This window comes from Pseudomonas sp. SWRI51, assembly GCF_014268825.1.
Lineage (GTDB): Bacteria > Pseudomonadota > Gammaproteobacteria > Pseudomonadales > Pseudomonadaceae > Aquipseudomonas > Aquipseudomonas farsensis.
Genome location: NZ_JABWRG010000022.1, coordinates 18,287 through 42,846, shown reverse-complemented (window position 1 = coordinate 42,846; position 24,560 = coordinate 18,287). Strand labels below are relative to the sequence as shown.

20 protein-coding genes are annotated in these 24,560 nt (G+C 63.4%); 10 read left to right on the top strand and 10 right to left on the bottom strand.

The window, feature by feature from the left end; translation table 11 throughout:
* Positions 1–282: 282 nt before the first annotated feature.
* Positions 283–3,990, bottom strand: a complete 3,708-nt coding sequence (gene metH / locus HU720_RS09910; protein WP_186519600.1) for a methionine synthase — start codon at positions 3,988–3,990, stop codon at positions 283–285.
* A gap of 167 nt (positions 3,991–4,157) precedes the next feature.
* On the opposite strand from metH, the gene HU720_RS09905 reads away from it, so the two are divergent.
* The 5 genes from HU720_RS09905 (at position 4,158) to HU720_RS09885 (ending at position 9,602) form a co-directional block, all read left to right on the top strand.
* Positions 4,158–6,458 carry a fatty acid cis/trans isomerase gene (locus HU720_RS09905; protein ID WP_186519598.1) on the top strand — a complete coding sequence of 767 codons (2,301 nt, stop codon included), beginning with the start codon at positions 4,158–4,160 and terminating at the stop codon, positions 6,456–6,458.
* A gap of 108 nt (positions 6,459–6,566) precedes the next feature.
* Positions 6,567–7,601 (top strand): acyltransferase, encoded by a 1,035-nt coding sequence (locus HU720_RS09900; protein WP_186519595.1) that lies wholly within the window; start codon positions 6,567–6,569, stop codon positions 7,599–7,601.
* A 57-nt stretch (positions 7,602–7,658) separates the two neighbouring features.
* Positions 7,659–8,243 (top strand): Fe-S biogenesis protein NfuA, encoded by a 585-nt coding sequence (gene nfuA / locus HU720_RS09895; protein ID WP_186519593.1) that lies wholly within the window; start codon positions 7,659–7,661, stop codon positions 8,241–8,243.
* Between the two features lie 276 nt (positions 8,244–8,519).
* Positions 8,520–9,128 (top strand): SCO family protein, encoded by a 609-nt coding sequence (locus HU720_RS09890; protein ID WP_186519591.1) that lies wholly within the window; start codon positions 8,520–8,522, stop codon positions 9,126–9,128.
* Positions 9,129–9,602, top strand: coding sequence for a copper chaperone PCu(A)C (locus tag HU720_RS09885; RefSeq protein ID WP_186519589.1), 474 nt, complete (start codon positions 9,129–9,131; stop codon positions 9,600–9,602).
* 285 nt (positions 9,603–9,887) lie between these two features.
* Here HU720_RS09885 and HU720_RS09880 read toward each other — a convergent pair whose 3' ends face one another.
* Positions 9,888–10,865, bottom strand: a complete 978-nt coding sequence (locus tag HU720_RS09880) for an AraC family transcriptional regulator (protein WP_186519587.1) — start codon at positions 10,863–10,865, stop codon at positions 9,888–9,890.
* Positions 10,866–11,072: 207 nt separating this feature from the next.
* Between HU720_RS09880 and HU720_RS09875 the strand changes: the two genes are divergently transcribed.
* A complete protein-coding gene (locus HU720_RS09875; protein ID WP_225917124.1) occupies positions 11,073–11,861 on the top strand; it encodes an EAL domain-containing protein in 789 nt (262 codons plus the stop codon).
* A gap of 30 nt (positions 11,862–11,891) precedes the next feature.
* Here HU720_RS09875 and HU720_RS09870 read toward each other — a convergent pair whose 3' ends face one another.
* From HU720_RS09870 to HU720_RS09835, 8 genes are all read right to left on the bottom strand, one after another.
* Positions 11,892–12,116 (bottom strand): hypothetical protein, encoded by a 225-nt coding sequence (locus HU720_RS09870; protein ID WP_186519585.1) that lies wholly within the window; start codon positions 12,114–12,116, stop codon positions 11,892–11,894.
* A 64-nt stretch (positions 12,117–12,180) separates the two neighbouring features.
* Complete coding sequence (locus tag HU720_RS09865; RefSeq protein WP_186519583.1) at positions 12,181–13,014, bottom strand: AraC family transcriptional regulator; 834 nt, start codon at positions 13,012–13,014, stop codon at positions 12,181–12,183.
* Entirely contained in the window at positions 13,011–13,325 is a 315-nt protein-coding gene (locus HU720_RS09860; RefSeq protein WP_186519581.1) for an AzlD domain-containing protein, read from the bottom strand. The genes HU720_RS09865 and HU720_RS09860 overlap by 4 nt, the downstream gene beginning before the upstream one ends.
* Positions 13,322–14,020: an AzlC family ABC transporter permease gene (locus tag HU720_RS09855; protein ID WP_186519579.1), complete on the bottom strand. Its 699-nt coding sequence runs from the start codon at positions 14,018–14,020 to the stop codon at positions 13,322–13,324. Before HU720_RS09855 ends, HU720_RS09860 begins: the two co-directional genes overlap by 4 nt.
* Before the next feature lie 72 nt (positions 14,021–14,092).
* Positions 14,093–14,815 carry a sel1 repeat family protein gene (locus tag HU720_RS09850; RefSeq protein WP_225917125.1) on the bottom strand — a complete coding sequence of 241 codons (723 nt, stop codon included), beginning with the start codon at positions 14,813–14,815 and terminating at the stop codon, positions 14,093–14,095.
* A gap of 107 nt (positions 14,816–14,922) precedes the next feature.
* Positions 14,923–16,023: a hypothetical protein gene (locus tag HU720_RS09845; protein ID WP_186519577.1), complete on the bottom strand. Its 1,101-nt coding sequence runs from the start codon at positions 16,021–16,023 to the stop codon at positions 14,923–14,925.
* Positions 16,024–16,055: 32 nt separating this feature from the next.
* Positions 16,056–16,685 (bottom strand): LysE family transporter, encoded by a 630-nt coding sequence (locus HU720_RS09840; RefSeq protein ID WP_186519575.1) that lies wholly within the window; start codon positions 16,683–16,685, stop codon positions 16,056–16,058.
* Positions 16,686–16,687: 2 nt separating this feature from the next.
* Positions 16,688–17,464 carry a YqcI/YcgG family protein gene (locus HU720_RS09835; RefSeq protein ID WP_186519573.1) on the bottom strand — a complete coding sequence of 259 codons (777 nt, stop codon included), beginning with the start codon at positions 17,462–17,464 and terminating at the stop codon, positions 16,688–16,690.
* Positions 17,465–17,636: 172 nt separating this feature from the next.
* Between HU720_RS09835 and HU720_RS09830 the strand changes: the two genes are divergently transcribed.
* The 4 genes from HU720_RS09830 (at position 17,637) to HU720_RS09815 (ending at position 24,429) form a co-directional block, all read left to right on the top strand.
* The gene (locus tag HU720_RS09830; protein WP_186519571.1) at positions 17,637–18,554 is read left to right on the top strand and encodes a LysR substrate-binding domain-containing protein; all 918 of its coding nucleotides are present in this window, start codon (positions 17,637–17,639) and stop codon (positions 18,552–18,554) included.
* Between the two features lie 73 nt (positions 18,555–18,627).
* Positions 18,628–20,988: a DNA polymerase II gene (locus HU720_RS09825; protein ID WP_186519569.1), complete on the top strand. Its 2,361-nt coding sequence runs from the start codon at positions 18,628–18,630 to the stop codon at positions 20,986–20,988.
* A gap of 216 nt (positions 20,989–21,204) precedes the next feature.
* Positions 21,205–21,765, top strand: a complete 561-nt coding sequence (locus tag HU720_RS09820) for a DUF4174 domain-containing protein (protein WP_186519567.1) — start codon at positions 21,205–21,207, stop codon at positions 21,763–21,765.
* Between the two features lie 114 nt (positions 21,766–21,879).
* A complete protein-coding gene (locus HU720_RS09815) occupies positions 21,880–24,429 on the top strand; it encodes an EAL domain-containing protein (RefSeq protein ID WP_186519565.1) in 2,550 nt (849 codons plus the stop codon).
* The last annotated feature ends 131 nt before the right edge of the window (positions 24,430–24,560 follow it).

Sequence of the window (24,560 nt, the reverse complement as noted above, 5' to 3'; positions counted from 1 at the left end):
CGCAGGCTGGCGCCAGCTCCCACGCAGGCCCTGCTCAACCGCACATTGCTGGTTGGACCCAATCCGGTGGGAAATGATAGAGAGTTGTGGCGAGCGGGCTTGTCCCGCGTTGGGCTGCGCAGCAGCCCCTTGGGTTTTCAGGGCTGCTGCGCAGCCCAACGCGGGACAAGCCCGTTCACCACAAGGAGATATGTCTGGCGAAAACAGGGTTGTACAAAACCATAGAACTTCCCACGGCGACCGCGAGGTGCTGCTCCGCTTGCACTGAGCGCCGTGGGAACGTCAGTTGTCGTAACCCAGGTTAGGCGCCAGCCAACGTTCGCTGACACTCAGGTCCTGCCCTTTGCGTGCGCTGTATTGCTCGATCTGGTCTTTGTCCACCTTGCCCACGGCAAAGTACTGCGCTTGCGGGTGGGCAAAGTACCAGCCGCTCACCGCTGCGGCCGGGAACATCGCGAAGTGCTCGGTCAGGAACACGCCGCTTGGGCCGGTTTCGCCAATCGCGCTGCCGTCCAGCAGGCGGAACAGCGTTTCTTTTTCGGTATGGTCCGGGCACGCCGGGTAGCCTGGGGCAGGGCGGATACCACGGTACTGCTCCTTGATCAGCGCCTCGTTGTCCAGGTGCTCGTCGCGGGCATAGCCCCAGTAGTCCTTGCGCACGCGCTCGTGCAGCCACTCGGCGCAGGCCTCGGCAAGGCGGTCGGCCAAGGCCTTGACCATGATCGAGCTGTAGTCGTCGCCTTTGTCCTGGTAAGCCTTGGCCACTTCCTCGGCGCCGATGCCGGCGGTGGTGATGAACCCGCCCACATAGTCGGTCACGCCGCTGTCCTTGGGCGCCACGAAGTCGGCCAGCGACCAGTTCGGCTTGCCGTCAGGCTTGATGGTCTGCTGGCGCAGGTGGTGCAGGGTTGCCAGTGCTTCACCGTTGTCGCCGTAAACCTCGATATCGTCGTGGTTGACCTGGTTGGCGGGCCAGAAACCGAACACCGCACGGGCGCTGATCAGCTTCTCGTTGATCAGCTTGTCGAGCATTTCGCGGGCGTCCTGGTACAGCGCCGTTGCCGCTTCACCCACCACCTCGTCAGTGAGGATGCGCGGGAACTTGCCGGCCAAGTCCCAGGAGATGAAGAACGGCGTCCAGTCGATGTACTCGGCAAGCTCGCGCAGGTCGATGTTGTCCAACACCTTCACGCCCGTGAACGAAGGCTTGGCCGCCTGGTAGCTGGCCCAGTCGTAGCCAGGCTTGGCGGCGATGGCCTGGGCGTAGCTCAGGCGCTCGGTGCGGGCGCTGCGGTTGGCGGTGCGCTCGCGCACCTCGACGTACTCGGCGCGGGTCTTCTCGACAAATGCCGGCTTGAGCTCCTTGGACAGCAACTGGGTCGCCACGCCCACCGCACGGGAAGCGTCGGTCACGTAGATCACCGCGTCATTGCTGTACTTGGGCTCGATCTTCACCGCCGTATGGGCCTTGGAGGTGGTGGCGCCGCCGATCATCAGCGGCAGCTCGAAGCCCTGGCGCTGCATTTCGCGGGCGACATGCACCATTTCGTCCAGCGACGGGGTAATCAGGCCCGACAACCCGATGATGTCGCATTTCTGCTCGCGGGCGGTCTGCAGGATCTTCTCGGCCGGCACCATGACGCCCAGGTCGACGATGTCATAGCCGTTACAGCCCAGCACCACGCCAACGATGTTCTTGCCAATGTCGTGCACGTCACCCTTGACTGTCGCCATGAGGATCTTGCCCTTGGCCTCGGGCTTATCGCCTTTTTCAAGCTCGATGAACGGGATCAAGTGGGCCACGGCCTGTTTCATCACCCGCGCCGACTTGACCACCTGGGGCAGGAACATCTTGCCGGCGCCGAACAGGTCGCCGACCACGTTCATGCCGCTCATCAGCGGCCCTTCGATGACCTCGATAGGGCGCGCGCATTGCTGGCGGCACTCTTCGGTGTCCTCGACGATGAACGCGGTGATGCCCTTGACCAGCGCGTGCTCCAGGCGTTTGCCTACCGGCAGCGAGCGCCAGGCCTCGTTCTCGACTTCCTTGACGGCGCCGCCGCCGCGGTAGTCTTCGGCGATCGCCAGCAGCGCATCGGTGCCCTCGGGGGTGCGGTTGAGCACCACGTCCTCGACCTTGTTGCGCAGGTCGGCCGGGATCTCGTCGTAAATCTCGAGCTGGCCGGCGTTGACGATACCCATGGTCAAGCCATTGCGGATGGCGTGGAACAGGAACACCGAGTGGATCGCCTCGCGCACCGGGTTGTTGCCACGGAACGAGAACGACACGTTGGACACGCCACCGGAGCTCAGCGCGTAGGGCAGGTGGTCGCGGATGTAGGCGCAGGCCTCGATGAAATCGACGGCGTAGTTGTTGTGCTCTTCGATGCCGGTGGCAACTGCGAAGATGTTCGGGTCGAAGATGATGTCTTCGGGCGGAAAGCCCACTTCGTTGACCAGGATGTCGTAGCTGCGCTTGCAGATTTCCTTTTTGCGCGCGGCGGTATCGGCCTGGCCGACTTCATCGAATGCCATGACCACAACGGCTGCGCCATAGCGCTTGCACAGGCGAGCGTGGTGCTTGAACTGCTCGACGCCTTCCTTCATGGAAATCGAGTTGACGATGCCCTTGCCCTGGATGCACTTGAGGCCTGCTTCGATGACCTCCCACTTGGAGGAGTCGATCATGATCGGCACCCGCGAGATATCGGGCTCGCCGGCGATCATGTTGAGGAAGCGCACCATGGCCGCCTGGGAGTCGAGCATCCCTTCGTCCATGTTGATGTCGATCACCTGGGCGCCGGCCTCGACCTGTTGCAGCGCCACTTCCAGGGCCTCGGTGTAGTTCTCTTCACGGATCAGCCGGGCGAAGCGGGCGGAACCTGTGATGTTGGTACGCTCACCGACGTTGACGAACAACGACTGGCGGTCGATGGTGAACGGCTCCAGGCCCGACAGGCGGCAGGCCTTGGGGATCTCGGGAATGACCCGTGGCGGGTATTTGGCAACGGCTTCGGCGATGGCCTGGATATGCCCAGGCGTGGTGCCGCAGCAGCCGCCGATAATGTTCAGAAAACCGCTGGCGGCGAACTCTTCGACCACCGCAGCCATTTCTGCCGGGGTTTCGTCGTATTCACCGAAGGCGTTGGGCAGGCCTGCGTTGGGGTGCGCCGAAACAAAGGTGTCGGCTTTGCCTGAGAGCTCTTCGAGGTACGGGCGCAGGTCTTTGGCGCCCAGGGCGCAGTTCAGGCCGATGGAAATCGGCTTGGCATGGCGCACCGAGTTCCAGAACGCCTCGGTGGTCTGCCCCGACAGGGTGCGGCCGGAGGCGTCGGTGATGGTGCCGGAAATCATGATCGGCAGTTCGACCTGGTCTTCTTCGAACACCTGCTGCACGGCAAAGATGGCCGCCTTGGCATTGAGGGTGTCGAAGATGGTTTCGATCAGGATCAGGTCGGCGCCGCCTTCGATCAGGCCGCGAGTGGCCTCGATGTAGTTGACCACCAGCTCATCAAAGGTGACGTTGCGATAGCCTGGGTCGTTGACGTCGGGGGAGATCGAGCAGGTGCGGCTGGTCGGGCCGAGTACGCCGGCGACGAAGCGCGGGCGGTCCGGGGTTTCGAGGGTCTTGGCGTCCGCCACCTGGCGGGCAATGCGCGCGCCTTCGACGTTCAGCTCGTACGCCAGCCCTTGCATGCCGTAGTCGGCCTGGGAAATCTGCGTGGCGTTGAAGGTGTTGGTTTCAAGAATATCGGCGCCGGCGTCCAGGTAGGCTTTTTCGATGGCGGCGATGATATCCGGGCGGCTGAGCAGCAGCAGGTCGTTGTTGCCCTTAACATCGGTTGGCCAATCAGCGAAGCGCGTGCCACGATAGTCGCCTTCCTCGAGGCGGTAACTCTGGATCATAGTGCCCATGCCGCCGTCGAGAATCAGGATGCGCTCTTTGAGTGCGTTCTGGAGTGCTTGGTAACGAGCGCTGCGGTCGGACATAGGACTACCTGGTCGGGCGAATATCAGAAGGTGCGGATAATAACAAAGCTGCATGGATTTTAGGGCTGCTGCCACTTTGCATGAATTTCCTTCATGTTGGCGCGGCTGACGCACCCAACGCCCGATTCGGCATATCGTGATGCTTCAAGAACCAGGACATTCGGCACATGCTGCTCCGTTTACTTGCCAGCGCCTGCGCACTGCTGCTCAGTGCACAGGTGCTTGCGCAGGCCCCCCTCTCCAGCCCGACGATTTCGTATACCCGGGATATCCAGCCGATCTTCACCGAGAAGTGCGTGGCCTGCCACGCCTGTAACGATGCGGCCTGTCAGCTCAACCTGGGCAGTGCCGAAGGTGCCGAGCGTGGCGCCTCCAAGGTGCCGGTGTACCAGGGCGATCGCACCGCTGCGGTGGCCACCACGCGGCTGTTCTATGACGCCCGTGACGTGGCTGGCTGGCGCAAGGACGGATTTTATTCGGTGCTCGACCAGCAGGGCAGCCAGGCCGCGCTGATGGCGCGCATGCTCGAACTTGGCCATTCGACGCCCCTGGTGCCCAATGCCAAGCTCCCCGAGGAAATCGTGCTGGGGCTCAACCGCAACAACATGTGCCCGTTGCCCCATGAGTTCGATGCCTATGCCGGCGCACATCCCAAAGAGGGCATGCCGCTTGCCGTCACCGGGCTGACTGACCAGCAATACCGCACTTTGCAGCGCTGGCTGGCAGCCGGCGCACCGGTCGAAAAAGTTGCGATCCAGCCCAATGCCGGCGAGATGCAGCAGATTGGCGAATGGGAAGAGCTGTTGAACCGCCCGGGCTCCACCGAGGCCTTGGTGGCGCGCTGGCTGTACGAGCACCTGTTCCTGGCGCATATCTATTTTGTCGGCGGCGAGCCGGGCCACTACTTCCAGTGGGTGCGCTCGCGTACGCCCAGTGGCCAGCCCGTCGACCTGGTCGCCACCCGCCGCCCCAACGACCCGCCCGGCACCGACTTCTACTACCGCCTGGTGCCGGTACAGGGTGTGATCGTGCACAAGACCCACATCAGCTACCCGATGGGCCCGCAGAAGCTCAAGCGGGTCAAGCAGCTGTTCTACAGCGGCGACTGGCATGCCAGCGCGCTGCCCGGCTACGGCCCGCGCCACCGCGCCAACCCGTTTGAAACCTTCGAGGCCATCCCGGCGGTGGCCCGTTACCAGTTCATGCTGGACAACGCCGAGTACTTCGTGCGCACGTTCATTCGTGGCCCGGTGTGCCGTGGGCAGATTGCCACCGATGTGATTCGCGACAACTTCTGGGCGCTGTTCCAGGAGCCGGCCCACGACCGCTATATCACCGATGCCGCCTACCGCGGCGAGGCAACGCCACTGTTGGCCATGCCGGGGCAGATCGACGATGTGGGCAGCGTGTTGAGCCTTTGGCACGCCTACCGCGACAAGCGCAACCAGTATGAAAGCCTGCGCCGCGACGCCTATGCCGAATTGCCGCCGCCGAGCTGGTCGACCCTGTGGGCGGGCAATGACAATGCGCTGTTGAGCATTTTCCGCCACTTCGACAGCGCTTCGGTGAACAAGGGCCTGATCGGTGACGTGCCGCTGACCATCTGGTTGTTCGACTACCCGCTGCTTGAACGCACCTATTATCAGTTGGCGGTGAATTTCGACGTGTACGGCAATGTTTCCCACCAGTTGCAGACGCGCTTGTACTTCGACTTGATCCGCAACGGCGCAGAGGTCAACTTCCTGCGCCTGATGCCGGCCAGCCAGCGCGGGCATATTCTCAGCGATTGGTACCAGAACAGCGGCAAGGTGAAGATGTGGATGGACTACGAGGACATCGACACCGATACCCCGAGTGGGCTGAAACTGGACAAGCACGACCCTAAGCGTGACTTCGGCCTGCAATTGCTGCAGCGCACCGCCAGCCTGAATGCCGCGCCCGACCCCATCAACCGCTGCCAGGGCGCGTACTGTTCACGGCCGCAGATGAGCGAAGAGTTCCGCGATGCCGAGCAGTCTTTGAGCCGCCTGGTGTCACGCCCGGCGGCGGGCCTGAAGGTGATCGGGCAGTTGCCTGAGGCAAGCATGCTGCGCATCGAGGGCAAGGACGGTCAGCGCCAGGTCTATAGCCTGTTGCGCAACCGTGCCCACAGCAATGTGGCGTTCCTGCTGGGCGAGGCCTACCGCTACCAGCCGGGACTGGACACCCTGACGCTGTACCCCGGCGTGCTCAGCAGCTACCCCAACTTCATGTTCAACGTGCCGGCAGGCGAGGTGGCCGAGTTTGTCGAAAGCCTGGAAGCGGCACGCGATGACAAGGCAAGCTTCGAACGCATCGTCACGCGCTGGGGCATACGCCGCAGCCACCCCGAGTTCTGGCGCTATTTCCATGATTTGAACAGCTTCCTCCTGGAAACTGACCCGCGCGAGGCCGGGGTGCTGGACATGAACCGCTACGAGAACCTCTGATCGGGCCGGCGGATCTTTGCCGGCCACCTGCGGTCGGACACGGTGAATGGGGCCTTGGCGGGTGAGCCTGCCAGGGTCTGAAATGCACCGAAAACCGCAGGAACCGGCATGCTGTATTCGCTTCAGGCTCTCCGGGCATTCGCCGCCTGGGTGGTGGTCTGCCACCACTTCATGCAAATCTTCTTCGACTTCCACGCCACCGGGCCGATTGGCCAACTGCTCGCCGACCGTGGCGCGGTGGGGGTGGATATTTTCTTCGTGATCAGCGGGCTGGTGATTTACCTTTCGACCCGTGACAAGGACATCGCGCCGGGCGAGTTCTTGCTCAACCGCGCACTGCGAATCGTCCCCGCCTATTGGTTCTATACCTTGCTGATGGCCGTGCTGATGCTGATCGCCAGCCGCTGGATGCCGCACCAAGTGTTCGAATGGCAGCACTTGCTGCTGTCGCTGTTGTTCATCCCGGCAGAAAACCCAGGTGGCTATGGCCTGTATCCAACCCTGAACGTTGGCTGGACGCTGAATTTCGAGATGTTTTTCTACTTGCTGTTTGGCCTGGCATTCATGGTGCGCCAGCGCCATCACTTGCTTATGGTTACCGCAGCACTGCTGCTAGTCAGCGAAGTGCTTGGCCGGCTTGGCGTGCTCAGCCGCTTCTACAACAACGACATCGTCTATGAGTTCTTGCTCGGCATTGGCCTGGGTGTGCTGTATCGCCGGGGGTTGATCCGCGAGGGGTTGTGGCTGCCGCTCGGGCTGCTGGGCCTGGCCGGCTTTGCCCTGTACCACCTCGACGCCACGCAGCGCCTGTTGCACTGGGGCCTGCCCAGCGCGCTGGTGGTGCTGGCGTTCATCGCCCTTGAACCGTACTTCAAGGGCAACCGCCTGCTCAAGTCGTTGGGCGATTGTTCGTACTCGGTGTACCTGATTCACGTGCTGGTACTGTACGCCGGGCTGTTCGCCAGCGAGCGCCTGCACCTGAACCCGTATCTGGTGTTCGCCATCTGCGTGCCGTCAATCGGACTAATGTCGTGGCTCAGCTACCACTGGCTGGAACGCGGCCTGTATTGGCGGCTCAAGGCCTGGATGGCGCCGGCAGAGGGCAGGGCGCCTGCCTTGGCGCTATCCCGAGTCAAATGCTAGGACTTTGTTCGGGGCACAGGTTGGCGTACACTGCCGGCAAGTCTGTGAGGAACTTACATGAGCGCTATAACCATTACCGACGCCGCCCATGACTACCTGGCCGATCTGCTTTCCAAGCAGAACACGCCTGGCATTGGCATCCGCGTTTTCATTACCCAGCCGGGCACCCAGTACGCCGAGACCTGCATCGCCTACTGCAAGCCCGGTGAAGAGAAGCCCGACGACCAGCCGGTCGGCCTGAAGAGCTTCACCGCCTACCTGGATGCGGTCAGCGTGCCGTTTCTGGAGGACGCGCTGGTCGACTACGCAACCGACCGCATGGGCGGCCAGCTGACCATCAAGGCACCCAATGCGAAGGTGCCGATGGTCAACGAAGACAGCCCGGTCAACGAGCGTATCAACTACTACCTGCAGACCGAGATCAACCCCGGTCTTGCCAGCCACGGCGGCGCCGTGAGCCTGGTCGACGTAGTCGAGGACGGCATTGCCGTGCTGCAGTTCGGCGGCGGCTGCCAAGGTTGCGGCCAGGCTGACGTAACCCTGAAGGACGGCATTGAGCGCACCTTGCTCGAACGCATCCCGGAGCTCAAGGGTGTCCGTGACGTGACCGACCACAGCCAGAAAGAAAACGCCTACTACTAAGGCGCTCCAATTATCGCGGGGCAGCTCTCTCCCTAGGCATAGGCCTGCGTGGGAGCGGGCTTGCCCCGCGATGCTTTTTGCACTGCGCATTGATCCATAGCAACAAACTGTTACGGATTCAACGCCTGCGACAACAGGTCGCGCCCCGTATTCAAAGGGCTGCAGGCCGGTGCTGCTTCAGTTGGGTAGATGATGCAGGGGTGTCATGCCAGAATGCGCCGGTTTTCTGGCCGGCCCACGCCAAGGGTCGGCACCTTCCCTGTAAAGGATGGTTCCATGACTGATCTGTTGACCCGGCGCGCCGTTGTGGCCGGGATGGGCGTTCTGGGGCTCGGCCTGCTGGCCGGTTGCAACCCGGCCCGTGGCCTTGACTTCAAGTACGGCAAGAACATGAGCAATGAGATCCTTGGGCGCAAGTTCAAGCTCAAGGACACTCAGGGCAATGAACGCAGCCTGTCGAGCTTCTACGGCAGCATGCCGATGATCTTCTTCGGCTTCACCCAGTGCCCGGCGGTCTGCCCGACTGCATTGGCGCGCGCGGTGCAGATCCGCAACATGCTCAAGGGCCGTGACCGCGAGCTGTTCCAAGTGGTGTTCATTACCCTGGACCCGGAGCGCGATACCCCTGAAGTGCTCGATGCCTACGTCAAGGCGTTTGACCCGTCGTTCACCGCGCTCACCGGCACCCCCGAGGAAATCGACGCGGTCGCCCGCGAGTTCAAGGTGTTTTACGAGAAGGTTCCGGCTGGCGACACCTATACCATCTCGCACTCGTCCACCAGCTACGTCTACGATACCCGTGGCACGCTGCGCCTGAGCCTGGGCCATTCCCTGAACGCCAAGGAATGTACCGAGGACCTGCTTACCCTGATGGAGATCTGCTGAATGTCGATGCAACCGATCAAACGCGCCCTGGCTGCCGTGGCCCTGTGCGGCCTGGCATTGCCGGCCCTGGCCCAGACCACCGTCAGCGACGCTTGGGTGCGTGCCAGCGTGCCGCAGCAGCAGGCCACCGGCGCCTTCATGACCCTGACCGCCAGCAGCGACAGCAAGCTGGTGAGCGTCGCTTCGCCGGTTGCCAAGACCGTGCAGGTGCATGAAATGACCATGAAGGGCGATGTGATGGGCATGCGTGAGGTCAAGTCGGTGGACCTGCCGGCCGGCAAGCCGGTGACCCTCGACCCGAATGGCTACCACGTCATGCTTATTGGCCTTGGGCAACAGGTGAAGGAGGGCGACCATGTGCCGCTGACTCTGACCATCGAAGACGCCAAGGGCGCCAAGGAAACCGTGCAGGTCGAGGCTGAAGTCCGCGCCCTGACTGCGGGTGCCGGGCACGATCACGCGCATCAGCACTAATTGGCGGGCAGGCCTTCCCCCATTGAGCTACGCATAAGCTGCTTGGTTGAGTGAAGGCTCGTTCCGGCCTCATCGCAGGCTGCCGCCAGCTCCCACAATCAATTTGTCCAGTCTCGATATGTGGGTTGACCCAGACCCTGTGGGAGCTGGCGACAGCCTGCGATGAGGCCAGTGCGGACTTGCACAAAACCATGGGATCTCCCACAGGAATGTGGGCGGGCGGTGCGCGGTGTCTGTAGGCGCGGCCTTGTGCCGCGATCACCGGCGAAGCCGGTGCCAGGCGACTCACCCGCGCAACTTGCGGTATTCCCCAGGCGGCATGCCGAACCAGCGCAGGCAGGCCTTGTGAAAACTGCTGGGGTCGCGAAAACCCAAGCTGGCGCCAATGTATTTGACGCTGCGCACCGAATCGCGCAGCAAGCTATGGGCCTGGGTCAGGCGGGCTTCATCCAGCAGTGCGGTAAAACTCACGCCGTCGCGCTCCAAGGCGTTTTGCAGGCTGCGCCGGCTCAGGCGTAGATGCGCGGACAGGCTCTCGAGTGCAGTAGGCTGCCCCATGGTCAGTTGCTCGGTGAGCGCGCGGCGCACCCGCGAGGTGGTAGAGCCTTCGATCCGCTCTTCAAGCCGCGCGGCTGCGTACTCGCCATGCAACCGGTCCAGTTCCGGCGAAGCCGTCGGCAGCGCCAGCCGGCACACCTCTTCGGGCAAGCGCAGGCTGTTGTAAGGCCGGCCGAACACTAGCCGTTCACCGAACAGGCTGCGTAACACGCGTGTATCGGCAGGTTCCGGGTAGGCCAGTTCCACTTCCAGCGGCGTAACCGTGTGCCCCGGCGTCAGCCACTGCAGAAGGCCCAGGGTCATCGCGGCGCCCGCATCGATGAACACCCGCGGCGCAGGCGGGCCGACCTCGAAGCCAATCAAACGCACTTCACCTGGGTGTTGCTCCAGGCGCAGGATCGAGCCGTTGGTGGTCAGCGGATGAAAGCACACCAACCGCTGCAGGGCATCGCCCAAGGTCGCGCAGGACATTACCGCATAGCCAAGCTGGCCGAGCATTGCCGAGTGTGCATGGGCAAGCACGCGCAGGCCGATGTCGGCATCGCCTGTGCGCCGGACGACCTCTTCCAGCCATTCGTAGACCTTGACCAGGCGAATATGCCGGCCGCTTTCAGCCAGGATCGGGTCGTGTGGGTCGATGTCGGCGCCAGCACGGATCAACGCCTGGGCCAGGGTGGTGAAGTAACTGCGAGAAACGGTATGCATGAAGCTGTCCTGAAGCGCGAAGGGCGGTAACTTGCTGTGCCGGGTCTGACGCCGGCCGGGGGCAGAGGGTCAGTCGTCCGGGTCAGGGGACAACCAAAGGGAGCCGGAGGACACTGTTCGGCGTGTCGGTCGGGTGGGACCATGCGCGCCTCCATGAGGAGGTGATCGCCAGCAGGATGCCGGCCAAGCGATGGAGCGAACAGACCGATGAATCATCCACTGGATGCAGACCCTGCACAAGAGCGGGATGACCTGCACCGTGCCCGCCTTGTCTACCAGGACCTTGCCCTGGGCCACTTTCTGCTGGCTTTTCAGCCCGTGGTTGACGCGCGTGATCCGGCCCGAGTGCTCTACCACGAAAGCCTGTTGCGCCACGACGGCCCGGAACTGGGCTTCAACCCGATCATGGCGCTTGAACGCAAGCACGCCATGGGCCTGCTCGACCGCAGCGTGATGGCCTGCGTCATCAGCGCGCTTGAGGAGCACCCCGAACTGCGCCTGGGGTGCAACCTGTCGGCGCAAAGTGCCTATGACAGCACGGCCTGGCACCCGCTCTGGGCACGCTTGCGCCAGCGCCCAGAGGTAGCCGCGCGGCTGGTGCTGGAAATCACCGAAAGCGCAACGCCTGCGGACCCGCAGCGCACGCTGGCATTCATTGCCCAGGTACAGGCGCTGGGCTGCCAGCTGGCCATCGATGATTTTGGTGCAGGCTTTGCGAGCCTTGCGTTCGTGCGCCAGGCGCGCCCGGATGTGCTCAAGGTCGACCGTGGTTATTTGCACCGGGCCCGAGAAGCGGGGCCCGATGCCCAGGTGTTCCATCATCTGCTGCGGCTGTGCCAAGGGTTAGCCGCGCAGGTGGTAGTCGAAGGGGTTGAAGATGAGCAGGACCATGAGCGCGCTCTGGCGAGCGGCGCCACATGGCTGCAGGGTTTCCACTTTGCCCGGCCGTCGGTGCTGACGCCGGTAGCGCAATGGCGCGTAGTGCTGGAGCGCTAGCCGACGCTCGCTGGACAAGGCACAGGCAGCTCAGCGAAAACGCGGTAACGGCCGGTCAACGGTCAGCGACGTCAGGGTCCTGCGGACTCTTGCCTCGTCCGCCTCAAGGGCCTTGAGGCTCTCGCGGATCTTGCCGGCAACGGGCATGTCGCCCTGGCGGTCGATCCAGTCGGCGATTTCCTTGCAAGCGCTGCTCAGGCAGGCCTGGCGTTGATTCATCAGCGACAGCAGGTGGGTGATTTCTCGCTCGGACATGATGGCATCCTCCGTTCAGCCATCTGAGTGTAGCAGCCAGGGCCAAGGCTGCCTGAGACACGCTTCAGCGCGGCTGACAGGCCTGGCGAAAGGCGCCTGGGGTTACGCCGTAGGCTTGCTTGAACTGCCGGCTCAAATGGCTCTGGTCGGCAAAACCAAGCCTCAGTGCAACCTCCAGGGCCGACAGCCCGCTGCGTAGCAGCTCGCGGGCGCGGCTCAGCCGGCGCTGTTTGAGCCAGGCATGGGGCGGTAAACCGGTGGCCTGGCGAAACACGCGGGCAAAGTGAAACGGCGAGAGGTTTACCGCCGCTGCCAGCGCTTCCAGTGATGGCGGGTCGGCCAATTGGCTTTCGAGTAAGTCGCGAGCGCGTCTGACCGCCAGCGGCTCATTGCCAGGCGCCGCCGGCTCGCGGCAATGGCCATGGCGCTGCACCAGCGCCAGCACGGCATGGCGCCAGGTAGTTTGCTGCTCAAGGGCGCTGGCGCCGGCCTCGCACCCCTGGTTGAGCTGGCTGAAGGCCGCCGCCAGTGCGGGGTCGTGGATAACGCTGTCCTTGAACAACGGCAACCCACGGCCACCGATCTGCAGTTCATCGAGTACGCTGCTGACCCGGTCGGTTTCAGGATAGAAGCCGCGGTAGCGCCAGCCGCTCTCGTGGGCGGTAGCGCCGGTATGCAGCTCATCGGGGTTGATCAGCACCATGCTGCCGACCGGCGCCAAGTGTTCGCTGCCACGGTGCCAGAAACGCTGGGCGCCGGCCTCGATCACGGTGAACACGTAGCCATCATGCACATGCGGGGCGAAGCGTTGCTGCACGTAGCGCGCATGCAACAGCTCGACATCGCCGAGCGCGGCTGCCTGCCATAAGTGAGCCTGTTCACGCAGGGGCGTGGTCATGCCAGCCAGCTGCGCAAAAGAAAGAAGATCAACATGCTTGCCAGCATGCTCAGCAGCACGCTGCGGGTCAACAGCACCAGCGCGATGGCTACCAACGAGCCCAGCAAATACGGGTTGAGCAGGCTGAGGGTCAATTGATGGCCCGGCATGAAGATGATCGGCCCGCAAATCGCCGTGAGCATGCCAGGCACGGCAAAACCGAGAAACTGCCGGGCGTTGGAGCTCAACCGCAGGGGCAGGCGCGGCTCGAGAAAGGCGTAGCGATTGAGAAATACCACCGCGCCCATGGCGACTATCAACAGCCAGATCATGCGCGGCCTCCCCAGCATTTAAGGCAGATGAACCCGGCGGCCATGCCGAGCAGGCCCGCGGCAACCAGCGCGGTTTCCCACTGCCAATGGCTGAACAGCACCGAGCAGAACAGTGACACCGCGACGCACACCACGGTGGGTACGTTGCGCACCAGCGGGGCGATCAGCGCCACGAAGGTGGCGACGATGGAAAAGTCCAGGCCAAGGCGGTCCAGATGCGGGATGTTCTGGCCGAGCACGATACCGGCCAGGGTAAACAGGTTCCACGCCACATAGAACGTCAGGCCGACGCCCAAGGCATACAAGCGGTTGAACTGTTGCTGGTCATGCTGGCTGGTGAGGGCAAAGAATTCGTCGGTGAGCAGAAAGCCCAGCCCCAGCCGCCAGCGCGCGGGCAGCCCCGACAGCACTGGGCGCATCGACAGGCCGTAGAGCAGGTGTTGCGAGGTCAGCAGCAAAGTGGTCAGGAGGATCGAGAACAGGTTGGCGCCACCTTTGAGCATGCCGATCGCCACCAGTTGTGCAGCCCCTGCAAAGACGATGGCAGACAGGCCCTGGCCTTGCAGCGGGCTGAGGTTGGCCTCGATGGCCATGGAGCCTGCCAGCAGCCCCCATGGGGCTACCGCCAGTGACAATGGCAAGCTGGCAATGGCGCCGTGGACAAAGGCTTGGCGGGCAATGGGCGGGCTAGGCATGGGCAGTGCAACGTATCGACCAGGCAGGCCAGCATGGCAGAGGGCAGGGGTTGTTGGCTTGAACGATCTTGCTCAGCGGCTGCTGGTCAGGCGCTGCGCTGCGGCCACACAGCCGTTGATGTCCACGGCCTTCTGCAACAGTGCCTGGCGGTGTTGTGGGTCAAGATCGCCCAGCAGGCGGTACACCTCGGCCTGATAATCGCGCTGGCGCCCCCACTGCATTTGCAGCCCTTGCGGGCTTGCACGGTTGCACGCCAGGCGTGCGGCAGGTTGCGGGTAGTAGGGCGCATACAGCGTGGCCATGCCCGGCACTGCCTCCAGCGCCTCGCGGTAAGCGGGGCTGGCGTTGTACGGCTGGCACCAGCGGGCAATCGCCAGGGCGGGCGGTGCGAAGCCCTGCTTGAGGCTGGCTTGCAGCAGCGGGCAGGCCGCATCGGCGATCTGCGTGGCGGGCAGGTAGGTGGTGTAGTACAGCGCCAGGCGGTACTGCGCAACCGGGTGGCCCAGCGCCACCGACTTTTCCAGCAACGCCACCGCCGTGGGCAAGGTGCGCGCCATAGCCTGGCCCTGGCGGCTCAGCTCGGGGTCGGTAGCCACTGCACGGATGGGGCTTGGGGTGTCTATGCCTACCACTTCGTCGGCCTGCTCCAGCAGCGGCAGGGCCTGGCGGTACAGCAGGTCGGCGTGAGGGTCGATGCTCACTTCCAGTGCCTGCGCGGCGAAGGCTGTCAGCAGCAGCGGCAGGGCTGCGGCAGGAAGAATGCGCGAGCGAATGTGGACAGCTAGGCAAGTCATGGTGGGTACGCGTATGTCTCTGGCGAGTCAGGGGCGACGACGGCCTATTCTAGCCAGCCTGCACGGTTTGCCGAAACCCCATGCCTGACCTATCTGACGACCGCCTGTTAAAGCTGCTTGATGGGCGCGACATTGCGCAGCGCCTGCTTGTCCTGGGCCAGGCCAAGTTTTGCGGTGATCACCTTGGCCAGCGCATTGTTGCCCCGGTCGTTGAAGTGCAGGCGGTCGACGAACAGATGCTCGCCAAATACCAGTGAGCTGCTGAGCATGCCGTTCATGTCGTAGCAGGGGACGGGCTCGGCATGGCCTTTGATGCGCCGGAAAAAAGCCGGGTGCAACTGGCGGTCAAAGGTGCTGCCCAGTAGCCGGTCGAAATTGCTCGGCTGCTGTTCAAGCCCTTGCAGCATGCGCTGTTCCCCGGCAGGCACCTGTTCCCGGCACCAAGGCAGCAATGGCTGCAGAATGAAGGTGAAGGTGGTATGGCTGTTGGCTAGCAGCCGCTCCCACTGGCATAGCGTGCGGCCAATGCAGTCGGCAGCCCGGGCCAGACGTTTGTCGGCAGGCGCCAAGGCATCCAGCGCTGACCACGGCTCGGGCTGGGGCGCCGAAAACGCGTGGGTCAGGCGTTGCCATAGCGATTCGCGGCGCGGTTGTTCGCTGTGCTGTACGCCTTCGTTGAAGCGGTTGAGCAGCGCCTGATAGGCGTGCGCCTTGTGCGGGTCTGGGCTTGCGGCCAGCAGCTCGCCAAGGGTCTCCTGGGCGACAGTGTTGAGGCCGCTCAGCACTACCACATGGCCCACCTGGCCCAGGCGGTGCTGGTGGGTCAGGTACAGCAGCAATTCCTGGGTAGCGCTGAGCCCACAACCGGCCAGGGTCAACCACACTTCGCCGGTCAGTGCCGACAGGTACGAGGCCACGGTGTGCTCGTCGGAACTCGCGCCGATGCCCATCGCACTGGACCCGCCCACCAGCAGGTTGACCCGCGCCGCGCCGCCTCGTTCGGCCAGCGAATAACGCTTGCCGGCCAGGTAGCTATAGCGCATGCCCAGCGCATCGGTATTGATGGTAGCGGAGCGGTAGCCGCGCTCGTGCACGTACAGCGTCTGCGGCGCGCGACGGCTGCCCAGTTGCAGAAACCGCTGGTAGTCGAGCGGCAAGGGGAGCGCCTCACCCTTGATGCCGGGCTGGGAGGTGTTACGGGGGCTCATCGGCGCTCCTTGTTATTGTCGTTGCTCAGGCTTCAGGCAGCCAGTTCGCGCAGGTTGTAGGCCAGCCCGACTAGTGCGATCAGCAGCAGTGCAACCCCTGAAGCCAGGCTGATGATGCGGCTACTGCGCTGCGAGGCGATGCGCCCGATGGCGAAGATGTACAGGCTCAGCACGGCGAAATCGATGGCGACCCACAGCAACGACAGCACCACCATGCTCTTGCCGAACGACTCGGTGATCTGGATGAACTGCGGGAAGAACGAGATAAAGAAGATGATGTCCTTGGGGTTGGAAATACCCACCATGAACCCCTGCAGCAAGCCCCCGCGCGGTGCTTGCTGGGCTGGCTGCTCGACCTGCGTCGGGGCCGGCGCCTGCAGTGCTTCACGCAGGGTACTGACGGCGATGTAGCCGATGAACAGGCAGCCCAGCAGGCTCATGCCGTTGAGCCAGGACTTGTCGATGGCCGCGCTGGTCATGATGATCCAGGCCGCAGCGCCAATCAGTACCAGTGAGGCCCAGTTGGTGCCGATGGCGGTGAACACCGCCTTGCGCGAGCCAGAAGCCGCGGCGGTGTTGACGATCAATGCGACAACCGGCCCCGGCGTTGCGATCAGCAGCAGGACGGTGAGGGCGTAGGTGGCGGTGAGGGCGGTATTCACGTTCAGTTCTCTATCAGTGAGTCGGGTGCCGCAGGGGCGTGGAAGGGGCACCGGGCCGGGTTCAAAGAGCCGGGTTCCTGCAGTTGGTACTGCTTCCATTCATAGTTGTCGTGCTGGCCGAAGAAGCCTAGCGAGTCGGGCATGACGCCGTCGTTGTAGTGCCGTACGCGGTCGCGAATGCGCTCGCGGATGCGCTGGCCACTTGCGGTTTCGGCGCTGGCCACCTCGTCGAAGCTTTCCCGTGGGTTGACCACCCAGGCAATGTGCTTGCCCAGGTTGCGGCTTTTCATCTGCTGGTGGCCGGGGAAGTTCATGTTGATGAACAGCGGCATGCCGGCAAAGCAGAAGGCCCACTGGTGGTGGTGGGGGTCCTGCGGGATGTCGGCAGGCCAGGGTTGCGGGTCGCGGGCATGCACCTCGCCCAGCACCTCCCAGGCCAAGGCTTGCTGCGCCTGTAGCGAGGTATTGGGGGCGGTTTCGAGAAACACCAGCAGGGGGTTGCCGACCCGTTGCTTGAGCGGGATAGGTTCGATGGTGCGGATGTACTCGGCCATGCCACGGGCGATGTCGTCCGCCAGGCATTCGGCCCGGGCGAAAATGATATGGCAGGTACGCGCCTTTACCGCCTTGCGCCCGAACAGGCATGGGAAGTCGGGGTTGGCGAGGGTTTCCTTGAATTGTTCTATGGTCTTGTGTGTCCAGTGGTGACGGTTCTGGACATGTTCATCGGCAAGCTCTAGCGCATCCAGGCGATAGCAGTTTCCATAACCCGTAAACATGATTTCCCCTGGGGTTTCAAACCAGCTGTAAAAGAGAATTTCCCGGCATATCCATACGGTTAGGCTCTCTGTGGTTATTGTTTAACGGCATTTTCAGCGGTGCCCCCGGCGTTGTAAAACGCCTGGAACTATGACCTACTATTAGTCTCGCTCATGCTTTGAAGGCACTTTGATGTCGGAACGGATTCAGGCCCTGCATGCCCTGCGCGCCTTCGAAGTCGCATCGCGCTACGGTTCATTTACCCGTGCGGCGCAGGAACTGGCCCTGACCCAGGGGGCGGTCAGCCATCACATCAAGACCCTCGAGGCGCTGTTTGGCTGCGACCTGTTCGAGCGTCGTGGCCCGAAACTGCGCCTCACCGAGCACGGCAGCCTGCTGGCCCAAGAGCTCAAGGTGGGCTTCAAGATCATCGAAAACGCCTGCGCATTGCTGCGCCAGGACCGCTACGGCCTGCGTATCAAGGCGCCGTCGACGCTCACCGTCCGCTGGCTGCTGCGCGCGCTGGACGGCTTCAAGAAGGTCGAAAACAACTACCCGGTGCAGTTGTCGAGTGTGTGGATGGACATCGACGCCGTGGACTTCTATTCCGAGCCCTACGACTGCGCAATCCTGTTGGGCGATGGCCGCTGCGAGGCGGACGTCGAAAGCTTGAAGCTGTTCGATGAATGGCTGATCCCGGTGTGCCACCCCAACTACCTTGCCCAGCCAGCGGCGGATATGTCGGCGTTGGACGGCTGCGAGTTTCTCCACCCCTCGCCCGACCGCCGCGACTGGCGGCGGTGGCTGGCCCGGCTCGGCGCGCCGCACATCAGCATCGACCAAGGCCAGGTCTTCGACACCCTCGACCAAGGCATATCCGCCGCTCAGCAGGGCCTGGGCATCTCGGTGGTGGACCTGGTTCTGGCCAGCGCCGACCTTGCGGCGGGCAACCTGGTCACGCCGTTCCCCCAGGCGGTGGCCACTGGCGACGGCTATTACATGAGCTGGCTCAAGACCAGCCCCAAGGCACGGCAGATGCACAAGCTGCGCGACTACCTGCTGGCGCAGGTGCCGGTGCTGCCGGAAAAAACCATCAGCTACCTGTATTGACCCGCCGCTTTGGGCCTTGCTGAGGTTTAGGTACACTGCAACCGGTCACTTTTCCCTCTCAGAGGTTCACGCAGTGCAGCTTCAACAGGGCTTCGTCCTGACCCGCCATTGGCACGACACCCCCGAAGGCACCTGCGTGGAATTCTGGCTGGCTACCGACCAGGGGCCGCGCCGTCTGCGCTTGCCTGCGCAGACCTCGGTCGCCTTCATCCCGGCTGTGCAGGCCGAGCACGCCCGCTTACTGCTGGCGGGCGAGCAGGGCGTCGAACTGCGCCCGCTGCAGTTGCGCGATTTCGATCAGCGCCCGGTGCTCGGCCTTTACTGCCAGCAGCACCGGCAGATGATCGCTATTGAAAAACGCCTGCGGGCGGCCGGGGTCGAGGTTTTCGAGGCCGATATACGCCCGCCGGAACGCTACCTGATGGAGCGTTTCATCACCGCGCCCGTGCAGTTCAGTGGCCGCAGCGACGAGCAGGGCACGCTGTGCGACGCGCAGCTCAAGCCCGATCCACACTACCGCCCGCCGCTGCGGCTGGTGTCCCTGGATATCGAAACCAGCGAGCGCGGCGAGCTGTACAGCATCGGCCTGCAAGGCTGCGGCCAGCGCACGGTGTACATGCTTGGCCCGGCCAACGGCGATGACGCCGAAGTGGACTTCGACCTGCACTACTGTGCCAGCCGCACAGGGTTGATCGAGGGCCTGAACCACTGGCTGGCACTGCACGACCCGGACGCGATCATCGGCTGGAACCTGGTGCAGTTTGACCTGCGCCTGCTGCACGAGCATGCCAAGCGCCTCAATGTGCCGCTTTACCTGGGCCGTGGCGGCGCGCCGCTGCACCTGCGCGAGCACGGCAGCGGCAAGCACTTTTTTGCTGAGGCGCCAGGGCGGCTGCTGATCGATGGTATCGAGGCGCTGCGCTCGGCCACCTGGAGCTTCCCCTCGTTCAGCCTGGAGAGCGTGGCGCGGCAGTTGCTGGGGGAGGGCAAGGCTATCTCGACCCCGTACCAGCGCATGGATGAAATCAACCGCCAGTTCGCTGAGGATAAACCGGCACTGGCGCGATACAACATCAAGGACTGCGAGCTGGTCACGCGGATCTTCGCCCATACCCGGCTGCTGGAGTTCCTGCTGGAGCGCGCAAGCGTCACGGGCCTGCCGGTAGACCGCAGCGGCGGTTCGGTGGCGGCGTTCTGCCATCTTTATATACCGCCTATGCACCGCCTGGGCTTTGTCGCCCCCAACCTGGGCAGCCGCCCGGACGAAGCCAGCCCTGGTGGCTTTGTGATGGATTCACGGCCAGGGCTGTACGACTCGGTGCTGGTGCTGGACTACAAAAGCCTGTACCCCTCGATCATCCGCACCTTTCTGATCGACCCGGTGGGCCTGGTGCAGGGCCTGCGCCAGCCGGACGATGCCCATTCGGTTGAAGGTTTTCGCGGTGGCCGTTTCTCGCGCAGCGATCATTGCCTGCCGGCCATTGTCGAGCGCGTATGGCAAGGGCGCGAGGCGGCCAAGCGGGCGGGCAACGCGCCGCTGTCGCAGGCGCTGAAAATCATCATGAATGCCTTCTATGGCGTGCTCGGTTCAAGCGGCTGCCGGTTTTTCGACCCGCGCCTGGCGTCCTCGATCACCATGCGCGGCCACCAGATCATGCACCAGACCCGTCTGCTGATCGAAGCGCGTGGCTACGACGTGATCTACGGCGATACCGACTCCACCTTCGTCTGGCTCAAGGGCGCCCACGCCGAAGCCGATGCTGCACGCATTGGCCGGGAACTGGTGGCTGAGGTCAACCAGTGGTGGGCGCACCATCTGCAACAAACCATGGGCCTTGCGTGCGCGCTTGAGCTGCAGTTCGAGACCCATTACCGGCGTTTTCTGATGCCGACCATTCGTGGCACCGACGAGGGCAGCAAGAAGCGCTACGCAGGGCTGGTGCAGCGCGAAGACGGCACTGAGGACATGGTCTACAAGGGCCTGGAGTCAGTGCGCACCGACTGGTCGCCGCTGGCCCGGCAGTTCCAGCAGGAACTGTACGGCCGGGTGTTCCGCAACCAGCCGTACCGCGATTATGTGTGCGATACCGTACGCGGCCTGCTGGCCGGCGAACACGATGCGCTACTGGTGTACCGCAAGCGCCTGCGCCGCCCGCTCGCCGACTACCAGCGCAACGTTCCGCCGCATGTACGTGCAGCGCGGCTAGCCGACGAGTACAACGCCCGCCTCGGCCGCCCGCGGCAGTACCAGAACGGCGGCTGGATCAGCTACCTGATCACCACCAGCGGCCCGGAACCGCTGGAAAACCTGCAGTCGCCGATCGATCACCAGCATTACCTGAGCCGGCAGTTGCAGCCGGTGGCCGATGGCATCCTGCCGTTTGTGGGCGATGACTTCAGCGCCTTGGTCGATCAGCAGTTGCCGTTGTTCTGAGGACAGTGGGCAAATTGCCCTGGGCCAAGGAACCAGATGGGCATTGGCGAATCAGAGCAACGGGCCTGAACGTCGTCATGTGCTCCGCGCGACCTCCGACAGAAATCGCCGGGCCTGTTAAAACATGGCGTTGGACTATGCTTTCGGTAATGTAGGGCTTGCGTGTCGGACCTTTCGCCAAGGCCCGTAGTATTAAGAAATGAAAAGGAGATGCCCATGCTCGTCAGGTCACTGACACTCGCCACTCTGTTCGCTTGCGCCGGCCCGTTGCTTGCCGCCGACAGCGATGCGCCCCTGGCCAAAGAGCAGGGCAAGGCACGGCCGCTGGTGGTGATTGCGCCCAGCAGCGCCGACCCGACCCTGCGCGGCCTGGAGGCAGCGATCAAAGACCCGGCCACCGAGGCTGGTTTCAAAGAGCGCGGGCTGGTGCTTTATAGCGTTGCGCAAATGATGGGCAAGCGCGAAGACAAGAACCTTGAGCAGCAAACCACCATGGCGTTGATCCGCGAGCTGAAGCTTGGGGCAAGCAAGGGCACCAAGGTGATTCTGGTGGGCAAGGACGGCGAGCGTCATGTGCTTAAGGATGACGACAGTGGCGAGAAGCTCGACCCGCAGGTGATCTTCAAGGCCGTTGACGCACTGCCCGCCAGCGAGCAGGCAGTCACCACGCCAGAGCCGGCGGCTGCAGCACCGGCCGAACCTAAGACCAAGGCCAAGGACAGCAAGCCTGCGAAACCGACCAAACCTGCGGCGCCGCCCAAACCGCTGGAAGACTGAGCAACTCCGATTGGGCTGGGTTCTTGCCAGAGCGGGTGCTGCCCGTATCTGCTTGAACCCTGCCCCCGCACACCTGTCCACCAGAATGGAACCCTCGGACTCCATGGTGACTGAATGGACGCAGCGACCTACAGCGGCCACGAACCGCCCCGCAAAAGTCGTAACCAGGTCGTACGCAGGCTGACCCTGGCCTTTGTCGGCCTGCTGGGGCTGGCTTTGTTGATCGGCTTGCTGGCCTTTCTACGCATTGCCCAAGGGCTGGATGAGCGCGAAGCAGCGCAAAGCCGCTTCCATGCAGAATCCGCCTTGGCGCAGTTGCAGAAGAACGAGCGCACCTTCCTCCTTACCCATGCCTTCTGGCAAGCGGCCTACGATCACCTCAGCGGCACCGTCGATACCCGCTGGGCCTACGATGAGGACAATATCGGCGCCAGCCTTTATAGCGATGACGGCTATCAAGGCGTGTTCGTGCTCGAGGACGAGGGCACCCATTACGCGATGGTCGATGGCCAACTGACCGACCAACCCCTTGCCCACTACAGTGCCAACAGCGGCCGCATTGTCGAACTGGCGCACAAGGCTGGCCAGCAGGACCAGGCCAGCTCTGGGTACATGCTGTTTGCTGGCCAGCCGTCGCTGTTCACCGCAGCGGTAATCCGCGCGCCCTCGCAGCCGCATCATCTGCCCGGCTCGCGGGCGGTGCTGGTGTTCGTGCGGGTGCTCGATGACAGCTTGCTCGAATCGCTAGGGCGCAGTGCGGGGTTGTCAGGCTTTGCCACCAGTGCCAGCCCGCCGACTGGGGATGGGCAGGGCATGCTGGCGCTCGAAGGCAGCGGCCATGTGCTCACCTGGCATATCGAGGCGCCGGGGACGCAGTTGCTGCGCACGGTGCTGCCACCGCTGGTGCTCGGCGTGCTGCTGATGCTGGTGTTCGTCGCGCTCATCGCCCGCCAGGCCATGCGCACCAGCGGCGAGATCGACCGCAGCCACCAGCAGTTGGCATTGTCGCGCAGCGCCCTGCAAATCAGCGAGGAGCGTTTCAAGGCGGTAGCCGAGGCTGCCTCGGACTGGATCTGGGAAACCGATGCCGATTTGCGCTTGAGCTACTTGTCCGACCGGTTCAGCGAGCTTACCGGGCTGCAGGTAACGGCCTGGCTAGGCCAGCCGGTTACCGAGCTGCTCGATTGCGACACCGGCAAGATCGAGCACTGGCTGCAGGGCCTTGCCGCCACCGCTGCCACCGGTAGCCTGCGTTGCCAATACCACGACCACCTAGGCCAGCAGCGTATCTGTCGCCTTTCGGCGCGGGCTATCCTGCGCGACGGGCGTTGCCACGGCTATCGCGGCACCAGCAGTGACATCACCGACGAAGTGGCCGCCCATGCGCAGATCCAGCATTTGTCGCTGCACGACGCCCTGACCGGCCTGCCCAATCGCAACAAACTGTTTCGTTACCTTGAAAGCAGTGAAAACGCCAAAGCTTTGCTGATGCTCGACCTGGACAACTTCAAGCCGATCAACGACAGCCTCGGTCACCCAGCGGGCGACGCGGTGCTGATCGAAGTGGCCGGCCGCCTGGGGCGCATCACCCGCGACTGCGACCTGGTCGCGCGTCTTGGCGGTGATGAGTTCATCGTGGTACTGGCCCGCCCAGGAAAGCAGCCTGAAGTCGACCGCTTTTGCGCCCGCCTGGTACAGGCGCTGGAGCAACCCATGCTGGTCGAGGGCCATACAGTGCGCATTGGCGTCAGCGTTGGCGTGGTCCTTGCGTCCGACTACCCAGGCCCCGCCAGTGACCTGATTCGCTATGCAGACGTCGCCTTGCTCAGCGCCAAACAGGCCGGCAAGCACACCTGGCGCTATTTCTCGGCGCAGCTCAACGCGGCAGTGCTGGAAAAACGTACCCTTGAGCGCGAACTGCGCGAGGGCATCGACCGTGGCGAACTGGTGCTGCACTTTCAGCCCCGCTATAGCGTCGATGGGGTGCAGGTGGCGTCGGTCGAGGCTCTGGTGCGCTGGCAGCACCCCCAGTATGGCCTGATGCGGCCTGACCAGTTCATCGGTTTGGCTGAGGAGTCCGACCTGATCGTGCTGCTGGGCAACCAGGTGCTGCTTGATGCCTGCACCAGCGCCCGTCACTGGCCGCTGGCGGTGACCGTGTCGGTGAACATGTCGCCTGCGCAGTTCAGCCGCAGCGATGTGGTCCGTGATGTGGCTGATGCCCTGCGTGCCAGCGGGCTGCCGGCGCACCGCCTGGAGCTGGAAATCACCGAAGGGGTCATGCTCAACGACGTCGAGGGCGCCTTGCATACCATGAATGCGCTCAAGGAACTGGGTGTGCGGCTGAACATGGACGACTTCGGCACGGGTTATTCCTCGCTTGGCTATCTGCGCACTTACCCGTTCGACAGTATCAAGATCGACAAGCGCTTCATCCAGTCGCTGGGCCGCAGCGCCAGCGACCGCAGTGTGGTGCAGGCCATCATCAACCTGGGTAACGCCATGGGCATGACGGTCACCGCTGAAGGTGTGGAGACAGCAGAGCAGTTGGCGCTGCTAAGCGACGACCAGTGCCATGAAGTGCAGGGGTTCCTGCTGAGCCACCCACTGGAGGAGGGTGCACTGGTACTGCTGATGCGAGAGCAGATGGCTATGCTGCCCTGACCGCGTGATGCGCGCCATGTCGCGGTTTATTTGTCACCCACAGCGCGCCAGCACTGGCTTTGCGCACATTCCCCGGTATGCTGTCGCGCCCGCGCACTCGAGTGAATGAGTCTCCCGACGGGATGCCATCA